Source organism: Evtepia gabavorous, from assembly GCF_003425665.1.
Classification (GTDB): Bacteria; Bacillota; Clostridia; order Oscillospirales; family Oscillospiraceae; genus Evtepia; species Evtepia gabavorous.
This window is the reverse complement of sequence record NZ_QQRQ01000001.1, coordinates 326,094-344,080: the sequence shown is the minus strand read 5'-3', so window position 1 is coordinate 344,080 and position 17,987 is coordinate 326,094. Positions and strand designations below refer to the sequence as shown.

17 protein-coding genes are annotated in these 17,987 nt (G+C 53.0%); 11 read left to right on the top strand and 6 right to left on the bottom strand.

Translation table 11 applies throughout. From position 1 onward, the window contains the following. Positions 1–141: 141 nt before the first annotated feature. The 8 genes from DV520_RS01605 to DV520_RS01570 all read left to right on the top strand — a co-directional run bounded on the left by DV520_RS01605 (position 142) and on the right by DV520_RS01570 (position 10,680). Complete coding sequence (locus tag DV520_RS01605) at positions 142–1,029, top strand: branched-chain amino acid ABC transporter permease (RefSeq protein ID WP_021919673.1); 888 nt, start codon at positions 142–144, stop codon at positions 1,027–1,029. 10 nt (positions 1,030–1,039) lie between these two features. Next, positions 1,040–2,269 carry a branched-chain amino acid ABC transporter permease gene (locus tag DV520_RS01600; protein ID WP_242984619.1) on the top strand — a complete coding sequence of 410 codons (1,230 nt, stop codon included), beginning with the start codon at positions 1,040–1,042 and terminating at the stop codon, positions 2,267–2,269. Beyond that, the gene (locus DV520_RS01595; RefSeq protein ID WP_117141554.1) at positions 2,262–3,182 is read left to right on the top strand and encodes an ABC transporter ATP-binding protein; all 921 of its coding nucleotides are present in this window, start codon (positions 2,262–2,264) and stop codon (positions 3,180–3,182) included. The genes DV520_RS01600 and DV520_RS01595 overlap by 8 nt, the downstream gene beginning before the upstream one ends. Positions 3,183–3,186: 4 nt before the next feature. Next, positions 3,187–3,885, top strand: a complete 699-nt coding sequence (locus DV520_RS01590; protein WP_117141580.1) for an ABC transporter ATP-binding protein — start codon at positions 3,187–3,189, stop codon at positions 3,883–3,885. A gap of 347 nt (positions 3,886–4,232) precedes the next feature. Further along, positions 4,233–4,706: a MarR family winged helix-turn-helix transcriptional regulator gene (locus DV520_RS01585; RefSeq protein ID WP_117141553.1), complete on the top strand. Its 474-nt coding sequence runs from the start codon at positions 4,233–4,235 to the stop codon at positions 4,704–4,706. 528 nt (positions 4,707–5,234) lie between these two features. Next, positions 5,235–5,777, top strand: coding sequence for an NADH-quinone oxidoreductase subunit NuoE family protein (locus DV520_RS01580; RefSeq protein ID WP_021919668.1), 543 nt, complete (start codon positions 5,235–5,237; stop codon positions 5,775–5,777). Then, positions 5,774–8,857 carry an FAD-dependent oxidoreductase gene (locus tag DV520_RS01575; protein WP_021919667.1) on the top strand — a complete coding sequence of 1,028 codons (3,084 nt, stop codon included), beginning with the start codon at positions 5,774–5,776 and terminating at the stop codon, positions 8,855–8,857. Before DV520_RS01580 ends, DV520_RS01575 begins: the two co-directional genes overlap by 4 nt. A 5-nt stretch (positions 8,858–8,862) precedes the next feature. Further along, positions 8,863–10,680 carry an NADH-dependent [FeFe] hydrogenase, group A6 gene (locus tag DV520_RS01570; RefSeq protein ID WP_117141552.1) on the top strand — a complete coding sequence of 606 codons (1,818 nt, stop codon included), beginning with the start codon at positions 8,863–8,865 and terminating at the stop codon, positions 10,678–10,680. Positions 10,681–10,739: 59 nt separating this feature from the next. On the opposite strand, the gene trmD is transcribed toward DV520_RS01570, so the two are convergent. The 6 genes from trmD to ylxM all read right to left on the bottom strand — a co-directional run bounded on the left by trmD (position 10,740) and on the right by ylxM (position 14,340). Continuing rightward, positions 10,740–11,501 carry a tRNA (guanosine(37)-N1)-methyltransferase TrmD gene (gene trmD, locus DV520_RS01565; protein WP_242984618.1) on the bottom strand — a complete coding sequence of 254 codons (762 nt, stop codon included), beginning with the start codon at positions 11,499–11,501 and terminating at the stop codon, positions 10,740–10,742. Between the two features lie 5 nt (positions 11,502–11,506). Next, positions 11,507–11,998 (bottom strand): ribosome maturation factor RimM, encoded by a 492-nt coding sequence (gene rimM / locus DV520_RS01560; RefSeq protein ID WP_021919664.1) that lies wholly within the window; start codon positions 11,996–11,998, stop codon positions 11,507–11,509. Positions 11,999–12,054: 56 nt separating this feature from the next. After that, positions 12,055–12,285 (bottom strand): KH domain-containing protein, encoded by a 231-nt coding sequence (locus tag DV520_RS01555; protein WP_021919663.1) that lies wholly within the window; start codon positions 12,283–12,285, stop codon positions 12,055–12,057. 12 nt (positions 12,286–12,297) lie between these two features. Beyond that, the gene (rpsP, locus tag DV520_RS01550) at positions 12,298–12,537 is read right to left on the bottom strand and encodes a 30S ribosomal protein S16 (protein WP_021919662.1); all 240 of its coding nucleotides are present in this window, start codon (positions 12,535–12,537) and stop codon (positions 12,298–12,300) included. A gap of 69 nt (positions 12,538–12,606) precedes the next feature. After that, complete coding sequence (gene ffh, locus DV520_RS01545) at positions 12,607–13,965, bottom strand: signal recognition particle protein (RefSeq protein ID WP_117141551.1); 1,359 nt, start codon at positions 13,963–13,965, stop codon at positions 12,607–12,609. A gap of 6 nt (positions 13,966–13,971) precedes the next feature. Next, entirely contained in the window at positions 13,972–14,340 is a 369-nt protein-coding gene (ylxM, locus tag DV520_RS01540) for a YlxM family DNA-binding protein (RefSeq protein ID WP_117141550.1), read from the bottom strand. Between the two features lie 205 nt (positions 14,341–14,545). Between ylxM and yfmF the strand changes: the two genes are divergently transcribed. From yfmF to lgt, 3 genes are read left to right on the top strand one after another with little or no spacing between them, the layout of a single operon-like run. Further along, the gene (yfmF, locus tag DV520_RS01535) at positions 14,546–15,829 is read left to right on the top strand and encodes an EF-P 5-aminopentanol modification-associated protein YfmF (RefSeq protein WP_117141549.1); all 1,284 of its coding nucleotides are present in this window, start codon (positions 14,546–14,548) and stop codon (positions 15,827–15,829) included. A gap of 5 nt (positions 15,830–15,834) precedes the next feature. Continuing rightward, the gene (yfmH, locus tag DV520_RS01530; RefSeq protein WP_117141578.1) at positions 15,835–17,118 is read left to right on the top strand and encodes an EF-P 5-aminopentanol modification-associated protein YfmH; all 1,284 of its coding nucleotides are present in this window, start codon (positions 15,835–15,837) and stop codon (positions 17,116–17,118) included. Next, positions 17,115–17,984: a prolipoprotein diacylglyceryl transferase gene (lgt, locus tag DV520_RS01525; RefSeq protein WP_021919657.1), complete on the top strand. Its 870-nt coding sequence runs from the start codon at positions 17,115–17,117 to the stop codon at positions 17,982–17,984. The genes yfmH and lgt overlap by 4 nt, the downstream gene beginning before the upstream one ends. The last annotated feature ends 3 nt before the right edge of the window (positions 17,985–17,987 follow it).

Below are 17,987 nucleotides of genomic sequence, written 5' to 3'. Positions count from 1 at the left end.
AGGATTCCCTTCGACAGGATTTTCTATCTTGTGTGAAAGCTTCCCGTTGGGAACGTATCTATGCGTTCCACAGGACCTTCCGTTTCTGAGAAACGGATCGATGCGCTCCCCAAAATCAAGAGAGAAGGAGAAGAGACTGCGATGTCTGAATTTTTATCTGCCAATCTGCCCTACTTGCTCTCCGGCATCTCCGTCGGCGGACAGTATGCGCTGATTGCCATTGGCTACACCATGGTCTACGGCATCCTCCGTCTGATCAACTTTGCCCACGGCGATGTGTTTATGGTGGCGGGCTTGGTTATGGTTTACGCAACCGCCTCCCTGCCGATCTATGTTTCCATTGTCCTGGTGGTGGTGGTCACGGTAGCCATTGGTGTTATCATTGAAAAGGTGGCCTATAAGCCTCTCCGTTCAGCGCCCCGAATGTCGGTAATGATCTCCGCCATCGGCGTATCCTATTTGTTGCAGAACTGCGCCTTGTATTTCACAGGCGGCCTGCCGCAGATTTATCCCACCATTCCTTTCCTGTCGGAACAGGTTCAGATCGGTTCCGCCACCACCAAGATGGTTACTATCATCACACCAATTCTGACCATTGTTCTGGTGCTGCTGCTGGTGCTGATGATCAAGCGGACCAAGACGGGAATGGCCATGCGGGCGGTCTCCAGGGACTTTGAGACCAGTGAGCTCATGGGCATTAAGATCAACAACGTGATCAGTATGACCTTTGTGATCGGCTGCTTCCTGGCTGCTATCGGCTCTCTGCTCTACTTCACCAACTATAACTCGGTCATTCCCACCTCCGGTGCCATGCCCGGTCTGAAGGCTTTCGTGGCAGCGGTGTTCGGCGGAATCGGTTCGGTTCCCGGTGCGGTCATCGGCGCGTTTATCATCGGAATTTGTGAGAATATCATCAAGGGACTGGGGCTGACGGAATTCTCTGATGCGTTTACCTTTGTCCTTTTGATCGTCATTTTGTTGGTCAAGCCCACCGGCATCTTCGGTGAGAAGTCCACGGACAAGGTGTGAGGTGGTAATGATGGGAAAAAGATTACGACCTGCAATGACCTCCGATAAGAAGATCGGGAGCCTGATCGCCATCGTTTTACTGGTGGCCCTGTATGTCTTCCTTTTCATGCTGGATAACGCGTTGCCGAGCAATTCCACCACCGTTATGCTGATTACGGTGCTGAAGAAGGGGGCAATTTACGCGCTGGTCTGCGTGTCCATGAACCTGCTCAATGGATTCACCGGCCTGTTCTCTTTGGGACAGGCGGGCTTCATGCTCATTGGCGCCTACGCCTTTTCCATTTTCTCCATCCCGGCGGAGCAGCACGCCTCGGTGTATCAGTATTTTGATGGAGGCGCGATTCAGTTTTCCATTCCGGAAATGCTGGGGAATGTCTTTGGCGCCAATGCTGGAAACTTTTTGGGTGCGATCATCTGCATTGTGATCGCCGGATTGGTGGCCGCTGTATTTGCCGCGCTGATCGGCATCCCCGTCCTGCGGCTGAAGAGCGATTATTTGGCCATTGCCACACTGGGCTTTGCAGAGATTATCCGGGCGATTTTCCAGTGGAATGGCTTGGGAAAGATCACCAATGGCTCCAACCTGCTGCGGAAATACACCAACTTCCATGACATTAAAATTCAGATAGGCGGCACCATTTTCCAACTGGATACCATCTTCCCGTTTTTGATTGCGACGCTGAGCATTGTGATTATCGTCCTGTTGGTCAACTCCTCCTATGGCCGGGCATTTAAGTCCATTCGAGATGATGAAGTGGCCGCGGAAGCCATGGGCATTAACTTGTTCAAGCACAAGATGCTCTCCTTTATTATTTCCAGCTTCTTTGCCGGCGTGGGAGGGGCGCTGCTGGCTATGTTCCAGACAACCGTGCAGGCGGATCCCTTTGCCTCCACGATGACCTACGAGCTTCTGCTGATCGTGGTAATCGGTGGCATCGGTTCCATCACCGGAAGCTGTCTGGCCTCCTTCCTGTACATCGCCTGCTCGGAGTGGTGGCTGCGCTTCCTGGACAGCGGTTCCTTTATGGGGATGTCGGTGCCCTTCTTCCGAGATGGTTTCCGAAAAGTGGTTTTCTCCGTTGTTATTATGATCATTGTTCTTTTCTTCTCCCGGGGCATTATGGGAGACAAGGAGCTCTCCTTCTCGGGAATGATTCGAAAGGCGAGAAAACGGAAGGCATCCAAAGAAGCAAAGCTGCCCGAAAAGACCGAAGGGAAGGGGGACGACACCGATGCGTGAGCGGGAACACGTCTTGCAGTTAGAAAATATCACCATGCAGTTTGGCGGCGTGGTGGCGGTAAATAACCTCTCCCTGGAGGTGAACAAGGGAGAGATCGTCGCCCTCATCGGCCCGAACGGTGCTGGAAAAACGACGGCATTCAATGTGATTACTGGCGTCTACCAGCCCACCAATGGCCAGGCACTGTTCCATGATAAGGTCTATCTCCGCAATCATCCCCAAGGGAAGATGAAGAAGGGATACAAGGGAGAAAATGGACTGCTATATACCAGCGAGTACAAGCTGGAAGGCCAAAAGACAAAAGAAGAGGAGAAGCAGCGGGATCATTACGTGTTTTCAAACCATGTTCTGGCCCCAACGCCCGACCATATCACGAAAATGGGCATTGCCCGTACGTTCCAGAATATCCGTCTGTGGAAGAGTATGACTGTCTTTGACAATGTGATTATCGCCAAGCACATGCGGGCCAAGCACAATGTATTTTCTTCCACCTTCCGGATCAGCCGCAAGGAAGAGGCCCGCATGCGGGAGGAAACCGAGGCTTTGCTGCGGGAGCAGGGATTGTGGCAGCACCGAGACGCTTTGGCCACAGGCCTGCCTTACGGCCTCCAGCGGCGTCTGGAAATTGCCCGGGCCCTGGCTACGGAACCCAAACTCCTGCTGCTGGATGAACCGGCTGCCGGGATGAATCCGCAGGAGACCCTGGAACTGGCGGACTTTATCCATGAAATTCGGGACAAACACCATTTGACCATCCTGCTCATCGAGCACCACATGGACTTGGTCATGAACATTTCCGACCGGATCTACGTGCTGGATTTTGGCAGCCTGATTGCACAGGGACTGCCCAGTGAGATTCAGAAAAATCAACACGTGATTGACGCCTATTTGGGGGTGGTAGAAGATGAGTGAACCAATTCTCAGCATTCAGAACTTACAAGTCAATTACGGGGGAATCGAGGCAGTTAAGGGGATTTCCTTTGATGTACCGGAAGGGGAGATCGTGACGTTGATCGGCGCCAATGGCGCAGGCAAGAGCTCCACGCTGCGGGCCATTTCCGGTTTGGTGAAGCCCAAGGGCGGAAAAATCCTGTTTCGAGGAGAAGACATCACGGGAAAAAACCCTACTGAGATCGTCTCCCGGGGTATTACGCTGGTTCCGGAAGGGCGGCGGATTTTTGCGGATCTGACGGTCAAGGAAAATCTCCGCGTCGGCGCGTATCTTCGGAAGGATGACATCAGTGAAGATATGGAGTGGGTGTTCAGTCTCTTTCCCCGCCTTCGGGAACGGGAATGGCAGGCCGGCGGCACTCTGTCCGGCGGTGAGCAGCAGATGCTGGCCGTTGGCCGGGCGCTGATGAGCCGTCCCAAGGTCATGATGATGGATGAGCCCTCTCTGGGCTTGGCTCCGTTGGTGGTCCGGGAAATTTTCCGGATCATTGAAGAGGTCAACAAAAAAGGCGTTACCATCCTTCTCATTGAACAGAACGCAAACATGGCACTGAAGACAGCGGATATGGGTTATGTTATGGAGACAGGACGCGTCACAATGTCTGGGCCGGGGCAGGAACTGCTGGCCAACGAATCGGTAAAAGCAGCTTATCTGGGAACCTAACACAATGCAAAAATAGGATCTGCTTGTAATAGCAGATCCTATTTTTATACCACAGATCAATTCAGAACAGAACAAAACGGGGGAATTTTCAAAAGCTCAGGATGTTGCCATTGATGCAAGAACAGGAAAAAAATGACAGAAACATTTCCTTCTTGCATAAATTGATTCATTTTTAGAGCATTATTTTGCATCTTATCCCGTGACAACCCTAAAATAATCGTGAAAATTTACAAAAAATATGAAAGAATAAATTTTTTGCTTGCAAAAAGTGGTTTCCAGTGTTATAGTTTCCTCTGTAATAAACAGCCGTTTCCGGCGATTTTGTCATATTTGAAGGGGGAACTAAAATGAGAGCCGACAGCACGTCCCTCTGTAACGGGGATGCCTCATTTGCTGTGATCAACGCCTGTTATGTTTTAACAGACCAATATCGCTGCATTCTATCTGACCTGGGAAAGGAACATCATTTAACAGAGAATGAGATGCTTGTCTTGGTCCACCTGGCGCTGTATCCCGATGCTCGCACCCAAAAGAAGCTTCAGGCAACCAATCTTCCGCTCTCAGTCTCATCCATTTGCCGCATGGTGGATTCTCTGCGGAGAAAAGGGTATTTATCGACCTGCCTGGATGAGAATGACCGCCGCTCCTGGATCATTCACTTGGAACAGAAGGGGCGTGCCCTGGCCGAAGAATTTCGGCAGTGCCTGCATCAGCGCCTGGGCAATGTATTTCAGGAAATTCCAGGCTTTGATGTACAGAGCTTTGCAGCCGTGATGTCTCAGGCAGCTGCATTTGTACAGCAGAGTACAGCGACTGCGTGAAGTCTATTTTGACAGTTTGTTTTATTATCTCCATAAATTAACTCGATTTGTGTCTCTATTTCCTTGCCAGAACAGGAAGCGGCCATCTTTGCAAGATGGCCGCTTCCTGTCTGCATTATATCCTTCTATTTTGGAAGGTTTTTTGAAGAATTGTGTGGTTTTGGCACAAAATATAGGGTCATAATGAATTTTTCGGAAGGGCGAATGGCATTTTAGGAACATTTTATAATTGACAAAAATAAATAGGAACCATATAATTGAATTTGATACAACGGATTTCAATATAGATAGGAAGAGTTCAATTCTGACATGCTTGCCCGGGTTTGTGCAGAGAGATCCGTTTTCGGCTTTGAGGCTTCTTTCATCAGTTCCAGAAAGAATTCTTTTTTGTCGGGCGGCGTGGTAGCCGGGAAGGAGCACCGCGTCAAAGTTCCATACGCCTACCGTTTCTTTTTTTTAGCCGCAAATGGCTTGTCAAACTGCCCCCGGACTGCCCATATCGTGTCCGTGGCAAAAAGGAGGAAAACTATGAACGAAAGACCAGAGATTGTCTGCGCCACCTGCGGCACCGATGAAAAAGCGTTGTATGACGCGGTTGCCAAGGTGATTGAGCAGTACAAAGAAAAGGAAGGATCTCTGATCATGGTGCTCCACGCAGCCCAGGAGATTTTTGGCTATCTCCCCATGGAGCTGCAGGAGTTCATCGCCGACGGCATGGACCTGCCTGTGTCCGAGGTCAGCGGCGTGGTAAGTTTCTACTCTTTCTTCTCCACGCAAAAGAGAGGAAAGCACACGATTCGGATGTGCCAGGGAACTGCCTGCTATGTCAGAGGCGGCAAAAAAGTTGTGGATGCCATCAAGCGTGAATTGGATGTAGAGGTTGGTGGAACCACCGAGGACGGCCAGTTTACGTTTGAGATTGCCCGATGTATTGGTGCCTGCGGCTTGGCCCCTGCCATGATGGTGGATGATGAGGTTTACAAGCAGGTTACACCTGCAAAGCTCAGAGGAATTTTGGCTCAGTATGAGGAGCCTGTGGAAGAACTGGCCGAGGGAGGTGCACAGGGATGATTCGAAGCATTGCAGACCTTCAGCAGATGAAGGAGGCCTATCTGGAAAAGATGGGGCAATATACACACCTGTGCATGGTGTGCTACGGTACAGGATGTATGTCTTCCGGCTGTAAAAATGTCCGAGACGCCATGGTGGAAGAGCTGGAAAAAGCAGGACTTTCTGACAAAGTAGCCGTGATCGAAAGAGGCTGCATGGGGACCTGTGCGGTGGGCCCTGTGGTCTACGTCTTGCCCGATGAGACTTATTACACGGAGATGACCCCGGAGCGGGTCAAAGATGTTGTGCAGAAGCACTTTATTGGGGGAGAACCGGTCACAGAATATACTTTCTATGACAGCATTCAGAAGAAACGGGTCTCCAATATCCATGATGTGGCCTTTTTCCGGGACCAGGTCCGCATTGCGCTGCGGAATTGCGGATTGATTGATGTCAACTGCATCAATAGCTATGTCTCCAAAGATGGTTATTTGGCTCTGGCCCGGATTCTGGAAAAAGGTGACCGGATGGCGGTCATTGAAGAGCTGAAGCGGTCCGGCCTCCGGGGCCGTGGCGGCGCAGGATTCCCCGCTGGCGTCAAATGGGAAGCTGCTTACCATGAGCCTGGGGAAGAAAAGTACATCATTTGTAACGCTGACGAAGGGGACCCCGGCGCGTTTATGGACCGCTCTGTCTTTGAGGGAGACCCCCACAGTGTCATTGAGGGAATGCTCATCGGCGGCTATGCCATTGGCGCGGCCCACGGCGTTGTATATATCCGGGCGGAGTATCCCATTGCCGTGGAGCGTCTCCAGGCGGCACTGGAGATGGCTCGGGAGGAAGGCCTGCTGGGGAAAGATATCTTCGGCTCTGGTTTTGACTTTGACATCGAAATTCGGATTGGCGCAGGTGCTTTCGTCTGTGGTGAGGAAACTGCGCTGATGGCGTCTGTGGAAGGGCAGAGAGGGGAACCCCGACAGAAACCGCCGTTCCCCTTCCAGAGCGGTTTGTTTGGCAAGCCCACCATCATTAACAACGTGGAAACCTTGGCCACCGTGCCCGCCATTATGCTGCAGGGGGCAGACTGGTTCCGTCAGTTCGGGACGGAGAAGAGCCCTGGCACAAAGGTATTTGCTCTTTCCGGCAACATTGTCAACACCGGTCTGGTAGAAGTGCCCATGGGGACCCCGCTGTCTGAGGTGATTTATTCCATCGGTGGGGGGATTCCCAACGGAAAGAAGTTCAAATCCGCGCAGACGGGCGGTCCTTCCGGCGGCTGTATCACTGCGGAAAATATCAATACGCCTCTGGACTATGAATCCTTGGCCGCGCTGGGTTCGATTGTGGGGTCCGGCGGTTTGATTGTCATGGACGAGGACACCTGCATGGTGGATACCGCCCGGTTCTATCTGGACTTTATTCAGGAGGAATCCTGCGGAAAATGCACCGCCTGCCGAATTGGCACCAAACGGATGCTGGAGATCCTCAACCGGATTACTGCTGGAGAAGGAAAGCCGGGGGACATCGAAACCTTGGAACATTTGGGGGCTATCATCAAAGACACCGCCATGTGCGGCTTAGGTCAGACCGCACCCAATCCAGTCCTGTCCACCATCAAGTATTTCCGAAAGGAGTACGAGGAGCACATTGTGGAGAAGCGATGTTCCGCAGGGGTCTGCGGAGAGCTTGTCTCCAGCCCCTGTGAAAACACCTGCCCTGCGGGCATCAACATCCCCGGTTATATGAGCCTAATTGCCACCGGAGATTACATGGGAGCCGCCCGGATTATGCTTCGGGATAACCCGTTCTCCGGCATCTGCGGCCGTGTCTGCACCCATCCCTGCGAGAGCCGCTGCCGCCGCGGCAGTGTGGATGAAGCCATGAACATCTGTGAGCTGAAACGGTTTGCCACCGACTGGGCCTATGCCCAGGGCTTCCCCTCCGATGAGGAGTTTAAGCCTGTGGCACAGCTGAACAAGAATGTGGCAATCATTGGTGCCGGACCGTCTGGTTTGACCTGTGCATATTATTTGGCACGGCTGGGCTACCATGTGGACGTGTATGAGGCAGAGAACCGGCCGGGCGGTATTATGACCTATGGCATTCCGGATTACCGCCTGCCCCTGAATATCATTGAGCGGGAGATTGAAAATATCAAGAAGACAGGCGTCAACATCATTTTGAACACCAAGATTGGCGTAGATGTGTCGTTCCGTTCCCTGCAAAAGAACTATGATGCGATTTTCATTGCCATCGGCGCACAGAAAACACTGCAGCTGGGAATCCCCGGAGAGGATCTGGAAGGGGTCTATCACGGGTTGGACTTCCTGAAACGGGTTATCCTCCAGCGGGACCTGGACTTCACGGGAAAGAAGGTTGCAGTCATCGGCGGCGGCAACACCGCCATCGACTCCGCCCGAACAGCGGTTCGCCTGGGGGCCAGAGAAGTGGTGATGCTCTATCGTCGGACAGAGGAAGATATGCCCGCAGACAAAGTGGAGATTAAAGACGCACTGGAAGAGGGCGTAAAAATTCGCACTCTGGTCAACCCCACTGACTTTGTGGGAATCGGCGGCAAACTCAACAGCATTTGCATTATGAAGCAGAAGCTGGGGCAGTTTGACAGCTCCGGCCGCCGTAAAGCGGTCCCCAGCGGAGAGACTTATGTGGAGGAATTCGATATTGCCATTCCCGCCATCTCCCAGACCCCTGACACCAAGTTCATCAAAGGGACCATTCAGCTCAATGGAGACCGGGTTGTGGCGGACCGCTATACCCAGGCAACCTCAATGCCCGGTGTTTTTGTCGGCGGAGACGCCCACCGCGGTCCCAAGGATATTGTCAATGCGGTCCACGAGGCAAAAGTGGCGGCCTCCGGAATTGACAAGTATTTGGGCGGGACAGGTGTCCTGGCAAAGGGCTTTGATCAAGAGATTACAGATTATCACATTGAAGGTGATATTGTTCCCCATAACCGCTTCCTGACAAGACAGATCGAGGCGGAAAAAGCAGTTGGCAGCTTCTGTGAACGAAACCTTGGCATGCATGAGCTGGATGCCCGTGCCGAAGCCAGCCGCTGCCTGCGTTGCGACAGGAGGTAAGAGTCATGGCAGAGATTAAACTCACGATCAACGGGAAAGAATGTACCGCACCCGCCGGCAGCACCATCCTGCAGGCGGCGGAGCGCAACGGCATTCATATCCCGAAACTGTGTTATCTGGAGGGCATCCACCAATATGGCGCCTGCCGGATCTGTGTGGTGGAACAGATCAACCCTCCTGCAAAGAATTTGCAGGCCTCCTGCATGGTGGAGGCCCGGAACGGTATGGTTATTGAGACCAACAACGCCAAGGTACAGGAAGCCCGGAAAACCATGTATGAGCTGCTCCTCTCCAATCACGACAAAAAGTGCTTGACCTGTGCCAGAAACCAGGACTGTGAATTTCAGGCGCTGGGCCGGGAACTGGGGGTAGAGGAGTCTCCCTATGAGGGGGAGCGCGATCTGCGTCCCATTGATGTCAGTGAATCCCTCACCCGGGACCCCAATAAGTGTATCTTGTGCCGCCGCTGCGTCAGTGTCTGCAACAAGATTCAAACCACCTCCATCCTGACTGCGGAAAACCGCGGTTTCCAGACGGTGATTACGCCTGCCTTTGGGCTTCCCATTGGCAACACAGCCTGTACCTATTGCGGTCAGTGCGTCGTGGTTTGCCCGGTAGGCGCTCTGAAGGAGACCAGCCATAAGGATCGTGTCCTTCGGGCGATCAATGACCCCAATAAGCACGTGGTGGTACAGCCTGCGCCTGCGGTGCGTGTGGGCATTGGGGAATGTTTTGGTCTCCCCGCTGGAACCTGTGAGACCGGGAAACTGGCTGCGGCACTCCATCGGATGGGATTTGACGATGTCTTTGACACCAACTGGGGAGCAGACCTGACCATTCTGGAGGAGGGGACCGAATTCCTGGAGCGGTTCCGGGCGGTTCTCTCCGGCGGTGTGGCTACGCTGCCCATGATGACCTCTTGTTCCCCCGGCTGGATTCAGTTTATTGAGCACAACTATCCGGAACATTTGGAGAACCTCTCCACCTGCAAGTCTCCTCACCAGATGTTTGGGGCAGTGGTGAAAAGCTACTACGCCAAGAAGCTGGGCAAAAAACCGGAGGATATGTATGTGGTCTCCATTATGCCCTGCACGGCCAAGAAGACGGAGTGTGCCCGTCCTGAAATGCAGAATGACGGTGTCCCCAACGTGGATGCGGTGCTCACCACCCGAGAACTGGGAGACATGATTAAGGCCATGGGCATCAACTTCCTGGGGCTGCCAGAAGAAAAGTTCGATGATCCTCTCGGGTTCTCCACTGGCGCGGCCGACATCTTCGGTGTCACCGGCGGTGTGATGGAGGCGGCTCTGCGTACCGTGTATGAGATTATCACGGGACGGGAGCTTCCGTTCCCCAACCTCCATGTCTCTCCCATTGTGGGCTTGGAGGAGATTCGGGAGGCGACCATCAAGCTGGAAAATGTGAAGCCAGAATGGCGTGCCGCAGAGGGATTTGAGGTAAAAATTGCTGTTACCAGTGGTTTTGCCGGAGCTCGCAAGCTGATGGAACAGATCAAGGAGGGGACCTCTCCATACCACTTCATTGAGGTAATGGGATGTCCCGGCGGCTGTATCACCGGCGGCGGGCAGCCCAGGCCCCAGGAGGACATCAACATTGTCCGCCAGAAGAGAATGGAAGCGATTTATGGCGAGGATGAGCGCAAAGTTGTTCGTAAGTCCCACGAGAACAAGTCCTTGATGGACTTCTATAAAGAGTGGGGTGAGCCCGGATGTCATGCCTCTCATGAGTATCTGCACACGCACTATGTCAAGCGCGGCAAGTACAATGAGTTGACAGAGGAAACCTTCGTTGTAAATAAATAAGATCTGAGGCGTTTCAGACACGAAAAAATCACGGCTGCGATCAAACGCAGCCGTGATTTTTAACTGTTTTGTTCTTCCAACGCAATTTCCTTCAGCAGCTTTTGATCTGCCTTGGAAGTGAGGTCCAGTTTTTGATAGAGATCCGGACGACGGTCTCGGGTTCGGATCAGGGCCTGTTTTCGACGCCATTTAGCAATGTTGGCATGGTGACCGGAGAGAAGGATGGGCGGAACTCGTCTGTCATGCCAGACCTCTGGGCGGGAATACTGAGGATATTCCAATAGGCCGTCCCAATGACTCTCATCGGTAAAGCACGCGGCATCCGATAAAACCCCAGGCACCAGACGGCAGACCGCATCAGCCACAGCCATGGCGGGGATTTCGCCGCCGGTCAAAACAAAATCACCCAAAGAAATTTCTTCGTCCACACATTCCTCAATAAACCGTTCGTCAATGCCTTCGTAGTGGCCGCAGACGAGAATCAGGCTTTGGTAATCCCGCTGAAGGCGCTTGGCATCCGCCTGTTGAAACACCGTGCCGGCAGGGGAGAGGTAGATGGTGTGAAGCCGTTCTCCTGCCTCCTGACAGATATGATTCCAACACTGGTAGAGAGGATCGGCCTGCATCACTGCCCCATGGCCGCCGCCGTAGGGATAGTTGTCCACTTGCTTTTGCTTGTTGAGGGTATAGTCCCGAATTTGGTGGCAATCGACACGAATGATGCCCCGCTCTTGGGCACGCCCCAGGATGGATTCACAGAGCATGTCACCAACCACATCGGGGAATAACGTCATAATATGAATGTGATAGAGAAAATCCATCCCGTTCACATCCCTTCAATGAGGCGAACCCTGAGATATCCCTCGTCAATATTGGTCTCGACAATAAACTCCGGGACAGCGGGAATCATGTGATCCTGCTTCCCCCCTGTTACCACATAGACATTGCTGGCAGGAGGGGTGAGGATATCCGCAATCTGCCCCAACACCTCTCCGCTGTCGGCATCTCTGACCTCCAGCCCCATTAGGTCGGCCAGAAAAAACGCGCCCTCTTCCAATTCTGCATCCTCACGGTCGATGAAAACCACCTTATTCTTCAGTTTCATGGCTTCATTGATGTCATGGATCCCAGCCAGCTTGGCCAGCACACAGTTTTTATGGACCCTGGCCCCCAGCAGAGACACAGGCTGGCCGTCAATGTAAAGGGTATCGAAATCCAACAGGAACGCAGGGTCATCTGCCCAGGGCAGAATTTTTACTTCACCTGCAATCCCATGGGTATTGACAATTTTACCGGCTTCCAAATATCGGTGTTTCAAGGCAACGCCCTCCTTTTCCATGAAAAAATGGCGGACGCAAAAAGCGCCGCCATTCTTTAGTCCATAATTTCGACGGAAACCTTTTTGCCCTGGCGCTGGGCCACAGAGCGCATCAGCGTGCGGATTTCCTTGGCAATCCGGCCCTGCCGGCCAATTACCTTTCCCATGTCGCTGGGATCGACCCGGAGCTCAAGCACAACATTACCGTCCGTTTCCGTCTCCTGTACGTCCACGGCCTGGGGGTGTTCCACCAGATTTTGGGCGATATAAGTGAGCAAGTCCTTCATGTGCCCTCCAAATCAGATGGCGTTGGCCTTTTTCAGCAGCGCCTTCACGGTCTCAGTGGGCTGAGCGCCGGTTTTGATCCAAGCCTGCGCACGCTCGGCATCCACCTTAACGGCAGAGGGCTCCTGCAGAGGATCGTAGGTGCCAATCTCCTCGATAAAGCGGCCGTTGCGGGGATACCGGGAATCTGCCACCACAATACGATAGAAGGGGTTCTTCTTGGAGCCCATTCTGCGAAGTCTAATCTTAACCATATTCTTTCACCTCCAAATAAATTGCGTTCTTATCTATGGAACCGCGTATGCGGATACCAACCAAGTTACCTAAAAGGGGAGACCGGGAAGCCCGCCAGGAAATTTCCCAAATTTTCCTTTCCGGCGCTTGCCGGAGAGCTTGGTCATTTGTTTGGTCATCTGCTGCATCATGCCAAATTCTTTCAGCAGACGGTTCACATCCACCACCTGCAAACCACAGCCGGCGGCAATCCGCTTTTTCCGGCTGCTGTTCAAAATGGCGGGATTTTCCCGCTCCTGTGGTGTCATAGAGAGAATAATAGCCTCTGTCCGGGAAAGCGCCTTTTCGTTGATGGTGGCTCCCTCCAGAGCCTTGGCATTGAGGCCAGGCATCATGCCCAGCAGTTCATCCATCGAACCCATTCCCTTAACCTGGACCAACTGATCGTAATAGTCCTGCAGGGTAAAGCGGTTTTTCTTCAGCTTCTCTGCCAGTTCCTGGGCCTTCTGCATGTCAAACTGCTGCTCTGCTTTTTCAATCAGCGTCAGCACATCGCCCATACCCAGGATTCGAGAGGCCATCCGGTCTGGGTGGAACACCTCGATATTATCCAGCTTTTCCCCCATGCCCACAAACTTAATGGGCTTGCCGGTCACCGCCTTAATGGACAGGGCGGCGCCGCCACGGGCATCGCCGTCTAATTTGGTGAGAACCACACCATCAATGTCCAATGCGTCGTCAAAGGCCTTAGCCGCATTGACGGCATCCTGACCGATCATCGCGTCAACCACCAGCAGGATCTCACTGGGCTGCACGGCCTGCTTGATCGCTTGCAGTTCCTCCATCAGGGCTTCGTCCACATGCAGCCGACCGGCAGTATCCAGAAACACCATATCGTTTCCGTGCTTTTTCGCATGGGCAATGGCAGCCTCCGCAATGGTAACGGGATTTTCCTGCCCCATTTGAAATACTGGAATGTCCAGTTGCTTTCCTACCACCTCCAGCTGCTGGATCGCGGCGGGACGATAGATATCACAGGCAGCTAAAAGAGGGCGTTTCCCATTCTGCTTCCGCATCAGGCCGGCCAGCTTTGCGGCGTTGGTGGTCTTACCAGCGCCCTGCAGACCCACCATCATCACCACAGTTGGTGGCTGGGAGGCAATGGTAATTTTTGCACTGCCGCCTCCCATAAGGGAAACCAACTCCTGATTGACAATTTTCACAATGGCTTGCGCAGGGGTTAGGCTTTCCAGCACCTCTGTGCCCACCGCTTTTTCCGTCACTGCTTTGATAAAATCTTTGACAACCTTGTAGCTTACATCGGCTTCTAACAGAGCCAGACGGATTTCCCGCATGGCTTCCTTGACGTCTGATTCTGTCAGACGGCCTTTGTTCCGCAGTTTTTTAAATGCGGAGGAGAGTTTTTCAGTCAAACCTTCAAATGCCATGGAACCTCACTCCCTCTCCAAATCGTCAATGGCGTCGCTGAGCTGTCTGCCCAAGTCATCCAGCTCCCGGTCCATAAATCTGGCCTGATTCAGGGCTTGAAGCTGACTGCACAGGCTGCGGAGCGCGGCAGTGGTGGCCCGTGTCCGGTGGTAACGCTGGATCAGGCCGGTTTTTTCCTCGATGTCTTCCAGGGTTTTCTCCGCCCGAACAATAATATCCCGCACCCCTTGCCGGGTGATGTCATAGTTCTCCGCGATTTCCGCCAGGGAAAGATCATCGTTATAGTACAGATCATAGAACTCTTTTTGCCGCGGCGTGAGAAGATCCCCATAAAAGTCATAGAGCATGGCCATCCGATAGGCTTGATTTTTCATGGGGCTCCTCCCTTCCAGAACATGTAAAGCTGATTTCCTTTACAACAGGAATTATCCTACCGCAGATGACAGGTTTTGTCAAGAGAAATTTGTATGAAATCCGGTTTATCTGGACAGGATTTTCTTAGAAGCTTTGGCAGTCCTTTACTTTCTCATAAATTATGGTAGAATATCTTTAACTACCAGCACAAAGGAGGGCAAGATGATGCTCCCAATGACGGAATCTGTCTTGGCCCCCGGGGTGATTCTCCGGGCGGTGCAGACTAAAAAGTTCAAAACATCTATGCTGTCGGTTACCTTTCTGGAACCATTGACTGCAGACCACGCCTCCCTCAATGCCCTGCTACCGAAAGTCCTGCGCCGGGGAACCCAGCGTCACCCGGACATGGAATCGCTGTCCGCTGCCCTGGATGATCTCTACGGCGGGGGAATCGAGCCCATTCTCCGCAAAAAGGGAGAAGTGCAGTGCATCGGCTTTTGGGGGAGTTTTTTAGACGATGCCTTTGTCCCTCAAAAGACCCACATCTTGGAGGAGGCCACCGCGCTGCTTGGAGAACTGGTTTTGGCGCCCGCCGGAGGGAAGGAGGGATTCCTGCCGGCTTATGTGGAGAGTGAGAAGGAAAATTTGCTCCAAAAGATCCGCAGCCAGGTCAATGATAAACTTCAATATGCGCTCTCGCGCCTGCGCACGCAAATGTGCCAAGGGGAAGCGTATGGTTTAGACAAGCTGGGAACAGAGGCACAAGTCCAGGCCATTACAGGGGAAGCCCTCTATGACCGGTATCGTGAGATACTGGAAACCGCTCCCGTTTGTTTCTATTACTGCGGTTCGGCAGACGCTGACCGTGTGGAACGGGCCTTTCGGAAGGCGTTTGCCGGCCTTCCCAACACACAGCGTCATGCTGTCCCCAAGACAAAAGTCCAAATGGAACCGGAGGGCCCCGTCCGCCGCTTCCACGATAACCTGGATGTCAACCAAGGAAAGCTGATCCTGGGATTTCGGACAGGCGGAGGGTTTCAGGACGTCTCCACAGTTGCCAAAGGATTGCTGTTCAACGCCATTTTCGGGGGGACGACGAACTCCAAGCTTTTCCTCCATGTCCGTGAGAAGCTCTCCCTGTGTTATTTTGCCAATAGTTCCTTGGCACAGAACAAGGGACTGCTCCAGGTATATTCTGGGGTGGAATTTTCCAATTTCCAAAAAGCGGCGGAGGAAATTTTAGCGCAGCTGTCAGCATGCCAGAAGGGAGAAATCTCTCCGGATGAGCTGGAGGCCGCCCGCCGGTCTGTGGTGGGAAGTCTGCGCACTACCTTGGATGCCCAGGGGCGCTTGGAGGAATATTGGCTGAACCGCGCGGTCTCCGGCACGCGGTTCGCGCCAGAAGAGCTGGCAGAGGCAGTCAAGGCCGTTTCACGGGAAGACGTGGTGCAGGTGGCACAGCGCGTCCAGTTGGACAGCGTCTATACCCTGCGGGGAAAGGAGGGCTGATTGTGATGGTCAAACGAGACTATGCGCGAATCGGAGAGACCGTTTTCGAGGAGACGCTGGAAAATGGGCTGCGGGTTTTTGTGTTTCCTAAGCCGGAGTTTGGAAAGTACTATGCGTTCTTTGCCACCCGGTACGGCGGGATGGATACCCGGTTTCAGAAAAATGGGCAATGGCTGGACACGCCAATGGGAATTGCACATTATCTGGAGCACAAGATGTTTGACACGCCGGATGGAGGGAACGCACTGCAAACACTCTCCTCCACGGGAGCCTCTCCCAATGCTTTTACCAGTACGGCGATCACCGGATATCACTTTGAGTGCGCGGATCAGTTTTGGGACAATCTGCGGACCTTGTTGGAGTTTGTTTCGGTTCCCTATTTTACCAAGGAAAGTGTGGACAAAGAGCAAGGGATCATTGGGCAGGAAATCCGCATGATTGAGGATCAGCCTGGGTGGCAGGCCTATCATTTGCTGCTGGAAGCTCTGTACCAGTATCACCCGGTGCGAAATTCTGTGGCTGGTTCCGTGGAATCCATCGCTGAGATTACCGCAGAGACCTTATATCAGTGCCATGAGGCATTTTATACCCCCTCCAACATGGTCCTTTGTGTGGCAGGGAATGTAGAGCCGCAAAAAGTCTGTGACATGGCCCGAGAGATCTTACCCAGCCAGGCCAAGCCTCCCATTCCCAGAGACTGTGGGGAGAAGGAACCCCGTCAGGTTTTTGCCCGTGAGAACAGCCGGACCATGGCGGTGTCCGCTCCCTTGCTCCAGCTGGGAATCAAAGGGCAGCCTGCGGAAGGAGGTGCGGCCCAACTCCGGCAGCGCCTCTTGGGAGAACTGGCCTGTGAAGCATTGGCGGGAAATTCCAGTCCCTTGTACAACCGACTGTATGAAAAAGGCCTTATCAACAGCAGTTTTTACTTGGGCTATATGGACTATCCAGGCTGTGCCTTTTTGGTGGCGGGAGGTGAGACCAAAGACCCGGAAGGCGTACGGGATGCCATCCTGCAGGAAGGAAAGCGGATCGCAGAGGAGGGGATGGAAGAGGCCTTTTTCCAACGGCTGAAAAAGGCTGCCTATGGCGCCTACGTCCGGGGGCTGAATTCCTTTGAAACGCTCTGCGTAGAGCAGGCGCAGGGGTATTTTGCTGAACAGAACCCCTGGACATTTCCAGAGATCTATGATGCTTTGACACGCCAGGATGTAGAGGAATTTCTCCGGGTTTGGATCAAACCAGAGCAAACGTCCCTGATTGTTATCTGGCCTGAGGAGGCAGGAAAATGAGTACCGTGACCTTTCCGGGACTGGGTTTAACCCTTCATCTCAACCGGGTCGCCTTCTCCATTGGAACCTTTCACGTCTATTGGTACGGCATTATCATTGCGCTGGGTTTTTTCTTCGGGGTCGCCTTTTGCTGTGCCCAGGCTAAAAAGTTTGGTCTTAAACCCGATGACATTCTGGACATGATTATCTTTGCCGCTCCCGGTGGAATCATCGGGGCGCGGCTCTATTACATCTTTTTCAATCCGGACCTCTATCGCAACCCCGATGGCAGTTGGAGCCTTGCGGCTTGTCTGTCCACCCGTAACGGTGGTTTGGCGATCTATGGGGGGATTATTGCCGGGGTCTTCATTGCCTGGTTGGTGGCACGGTATAAAAAGATTCCCTTTCCGGCCTTGGCAGACGTCTGTGCCTTTGGCCTTTTGATCGGGCAAATTGCCGGACGCTGGGGAAACTTTATGAACGTAGAGGCTTATGGCGGCCCAACGGACCTGCCTTGGCGCATGGGAATTGAGGTGGGAGGAGAATATATGGAGGTCCATCCCACATTTCTATATGAGTCCCTGTGGAACCTGGTGGGCTTCTGCCTGTTGGTTTGGCTGCTGCGGAAAGGGATTCGGACCTTCGACGGCATGTACTTTTTGCTCTATGTAGCCTGGTACGGCCTGGGACGCGGATGGATTGAGGGGCTTCGTACCGACAGTTTGTATTTTTTCTCAACCGGAATACGAACCTCTCAAATGGTGGCCCTCTTGAGCTGTGTGGTTGCTGTTGTCCTGCTGCTCTGTAAAATGCGGACCCACCCAAGTCCGGAAGCACTTTATGTCAACCGAAAAAAACGTATGGAACACACTGGAGAGGAGAACTGACGA

Excerpts from the sequence above, each read along its gene's own strand:
- DV520_RS01605 (WP_021919673.1), top strand. The coding sequence starts at position 142 with ATGTCTGAATTTTTATCTGCCAATCTGCCCTACTTGCTCTCCGGCATC.
- DV520_RS01600 (WP_242984619.1), top strand. The coding sequence starts at position 1,040 with ATGGGAAAAAGATTACGACCTGCAATGACCTCCGATAAGAAGATCGGG.
- DV520_RS01595 (WP_117141554.1), top strand. The coding sequence starts at position 2,262 with ATGCGTGAGCGGGAACACGTCTTGCAGTTAGAAAATATCACCATGCAG.
- DV520_RS01585 (WP_117141553.1), top strand. The coding sequence starts at position 4,233 with ATGAGAGCCGACAGCACGTCCCTCTGTAACGGGGATGCCTCATTTGCT.
- DV520_RS01580 (WP_021919668.1), top strand. The coding sequence starts at position 5,235 with ATGAACGAAAGACCAGAGATTGTCTGCGCCACCTGCGGCACCGATGAA.
- DV520_RS01575 (WP_021919667.1), top strand. The coding sequence starts at position 5,774 with ATGATTCGAAGCATTGCAGACCTTCAGCAGATGAAGGAGGCCTATCTG.
- DV520_RS01570 (WP_117141552.1), top strand. The coding sequence starts at position 8,863 with ATGGCAGAGATTAAACTCACGATCAACGGGAAAGAATGTACCGCACCC.
- trmD (WP_242984618.1), bottom strand. The coding sequence starts at position 11,501 with ATGGATTTTCTCTATCACATTCATATTATGACGTTATTCCCCGATGTG.
- DV520_RS01555 (WP_021919663.1), bottom strand. The coding sequence starts at position 12,285 with ATGAAGGACTTGCTCACTTATATCGCCCAAAATCTGGTGGAACACCCC.
- rpsP (WP_021919662.1), bottom strand. The coding sequence starts at position 12,537 with ATGGTTAAGATTAGACTTCGCAGAATGGGCTCCAAGAAGAACCCCTTC.
- ffh (WP_117141551.1), bottom strand. The coding sequence starts at position 13,965 with ATGGCATTTGAAGGTTTGACTGAAAAACTCTCCTCCGCATTTAAAAAA.
- ylxM (WP_117141550.1), bottom strand. The coding sequence starts at position 14,340 with ATGAAAAATCAAGCCTATCGGATGGCCATGCTCTATGACTTTTATGGG.
- yfmF (WP_117141549.1), top strand. The coding sequence starts at position 14,546 with ATGCTCCCAATGACGGAATCTGTCTTGGCCCCCGGGGTGATTCTCCGG.
- yfmH (WP_117141578.1), top strand. The coding sequence starts at position 15,835 with ATGGTCAAACGAGACTATGCGCGAATCGGAGAGACCGTTTTCGAGGAG.
- lgt (WP_021919657.1), top strand. The coding sequence starts at position 17,115 with ATGAGTACCGTGACCTTTCCGGGACTGGGTTTAACCCTTCATCTCAAC.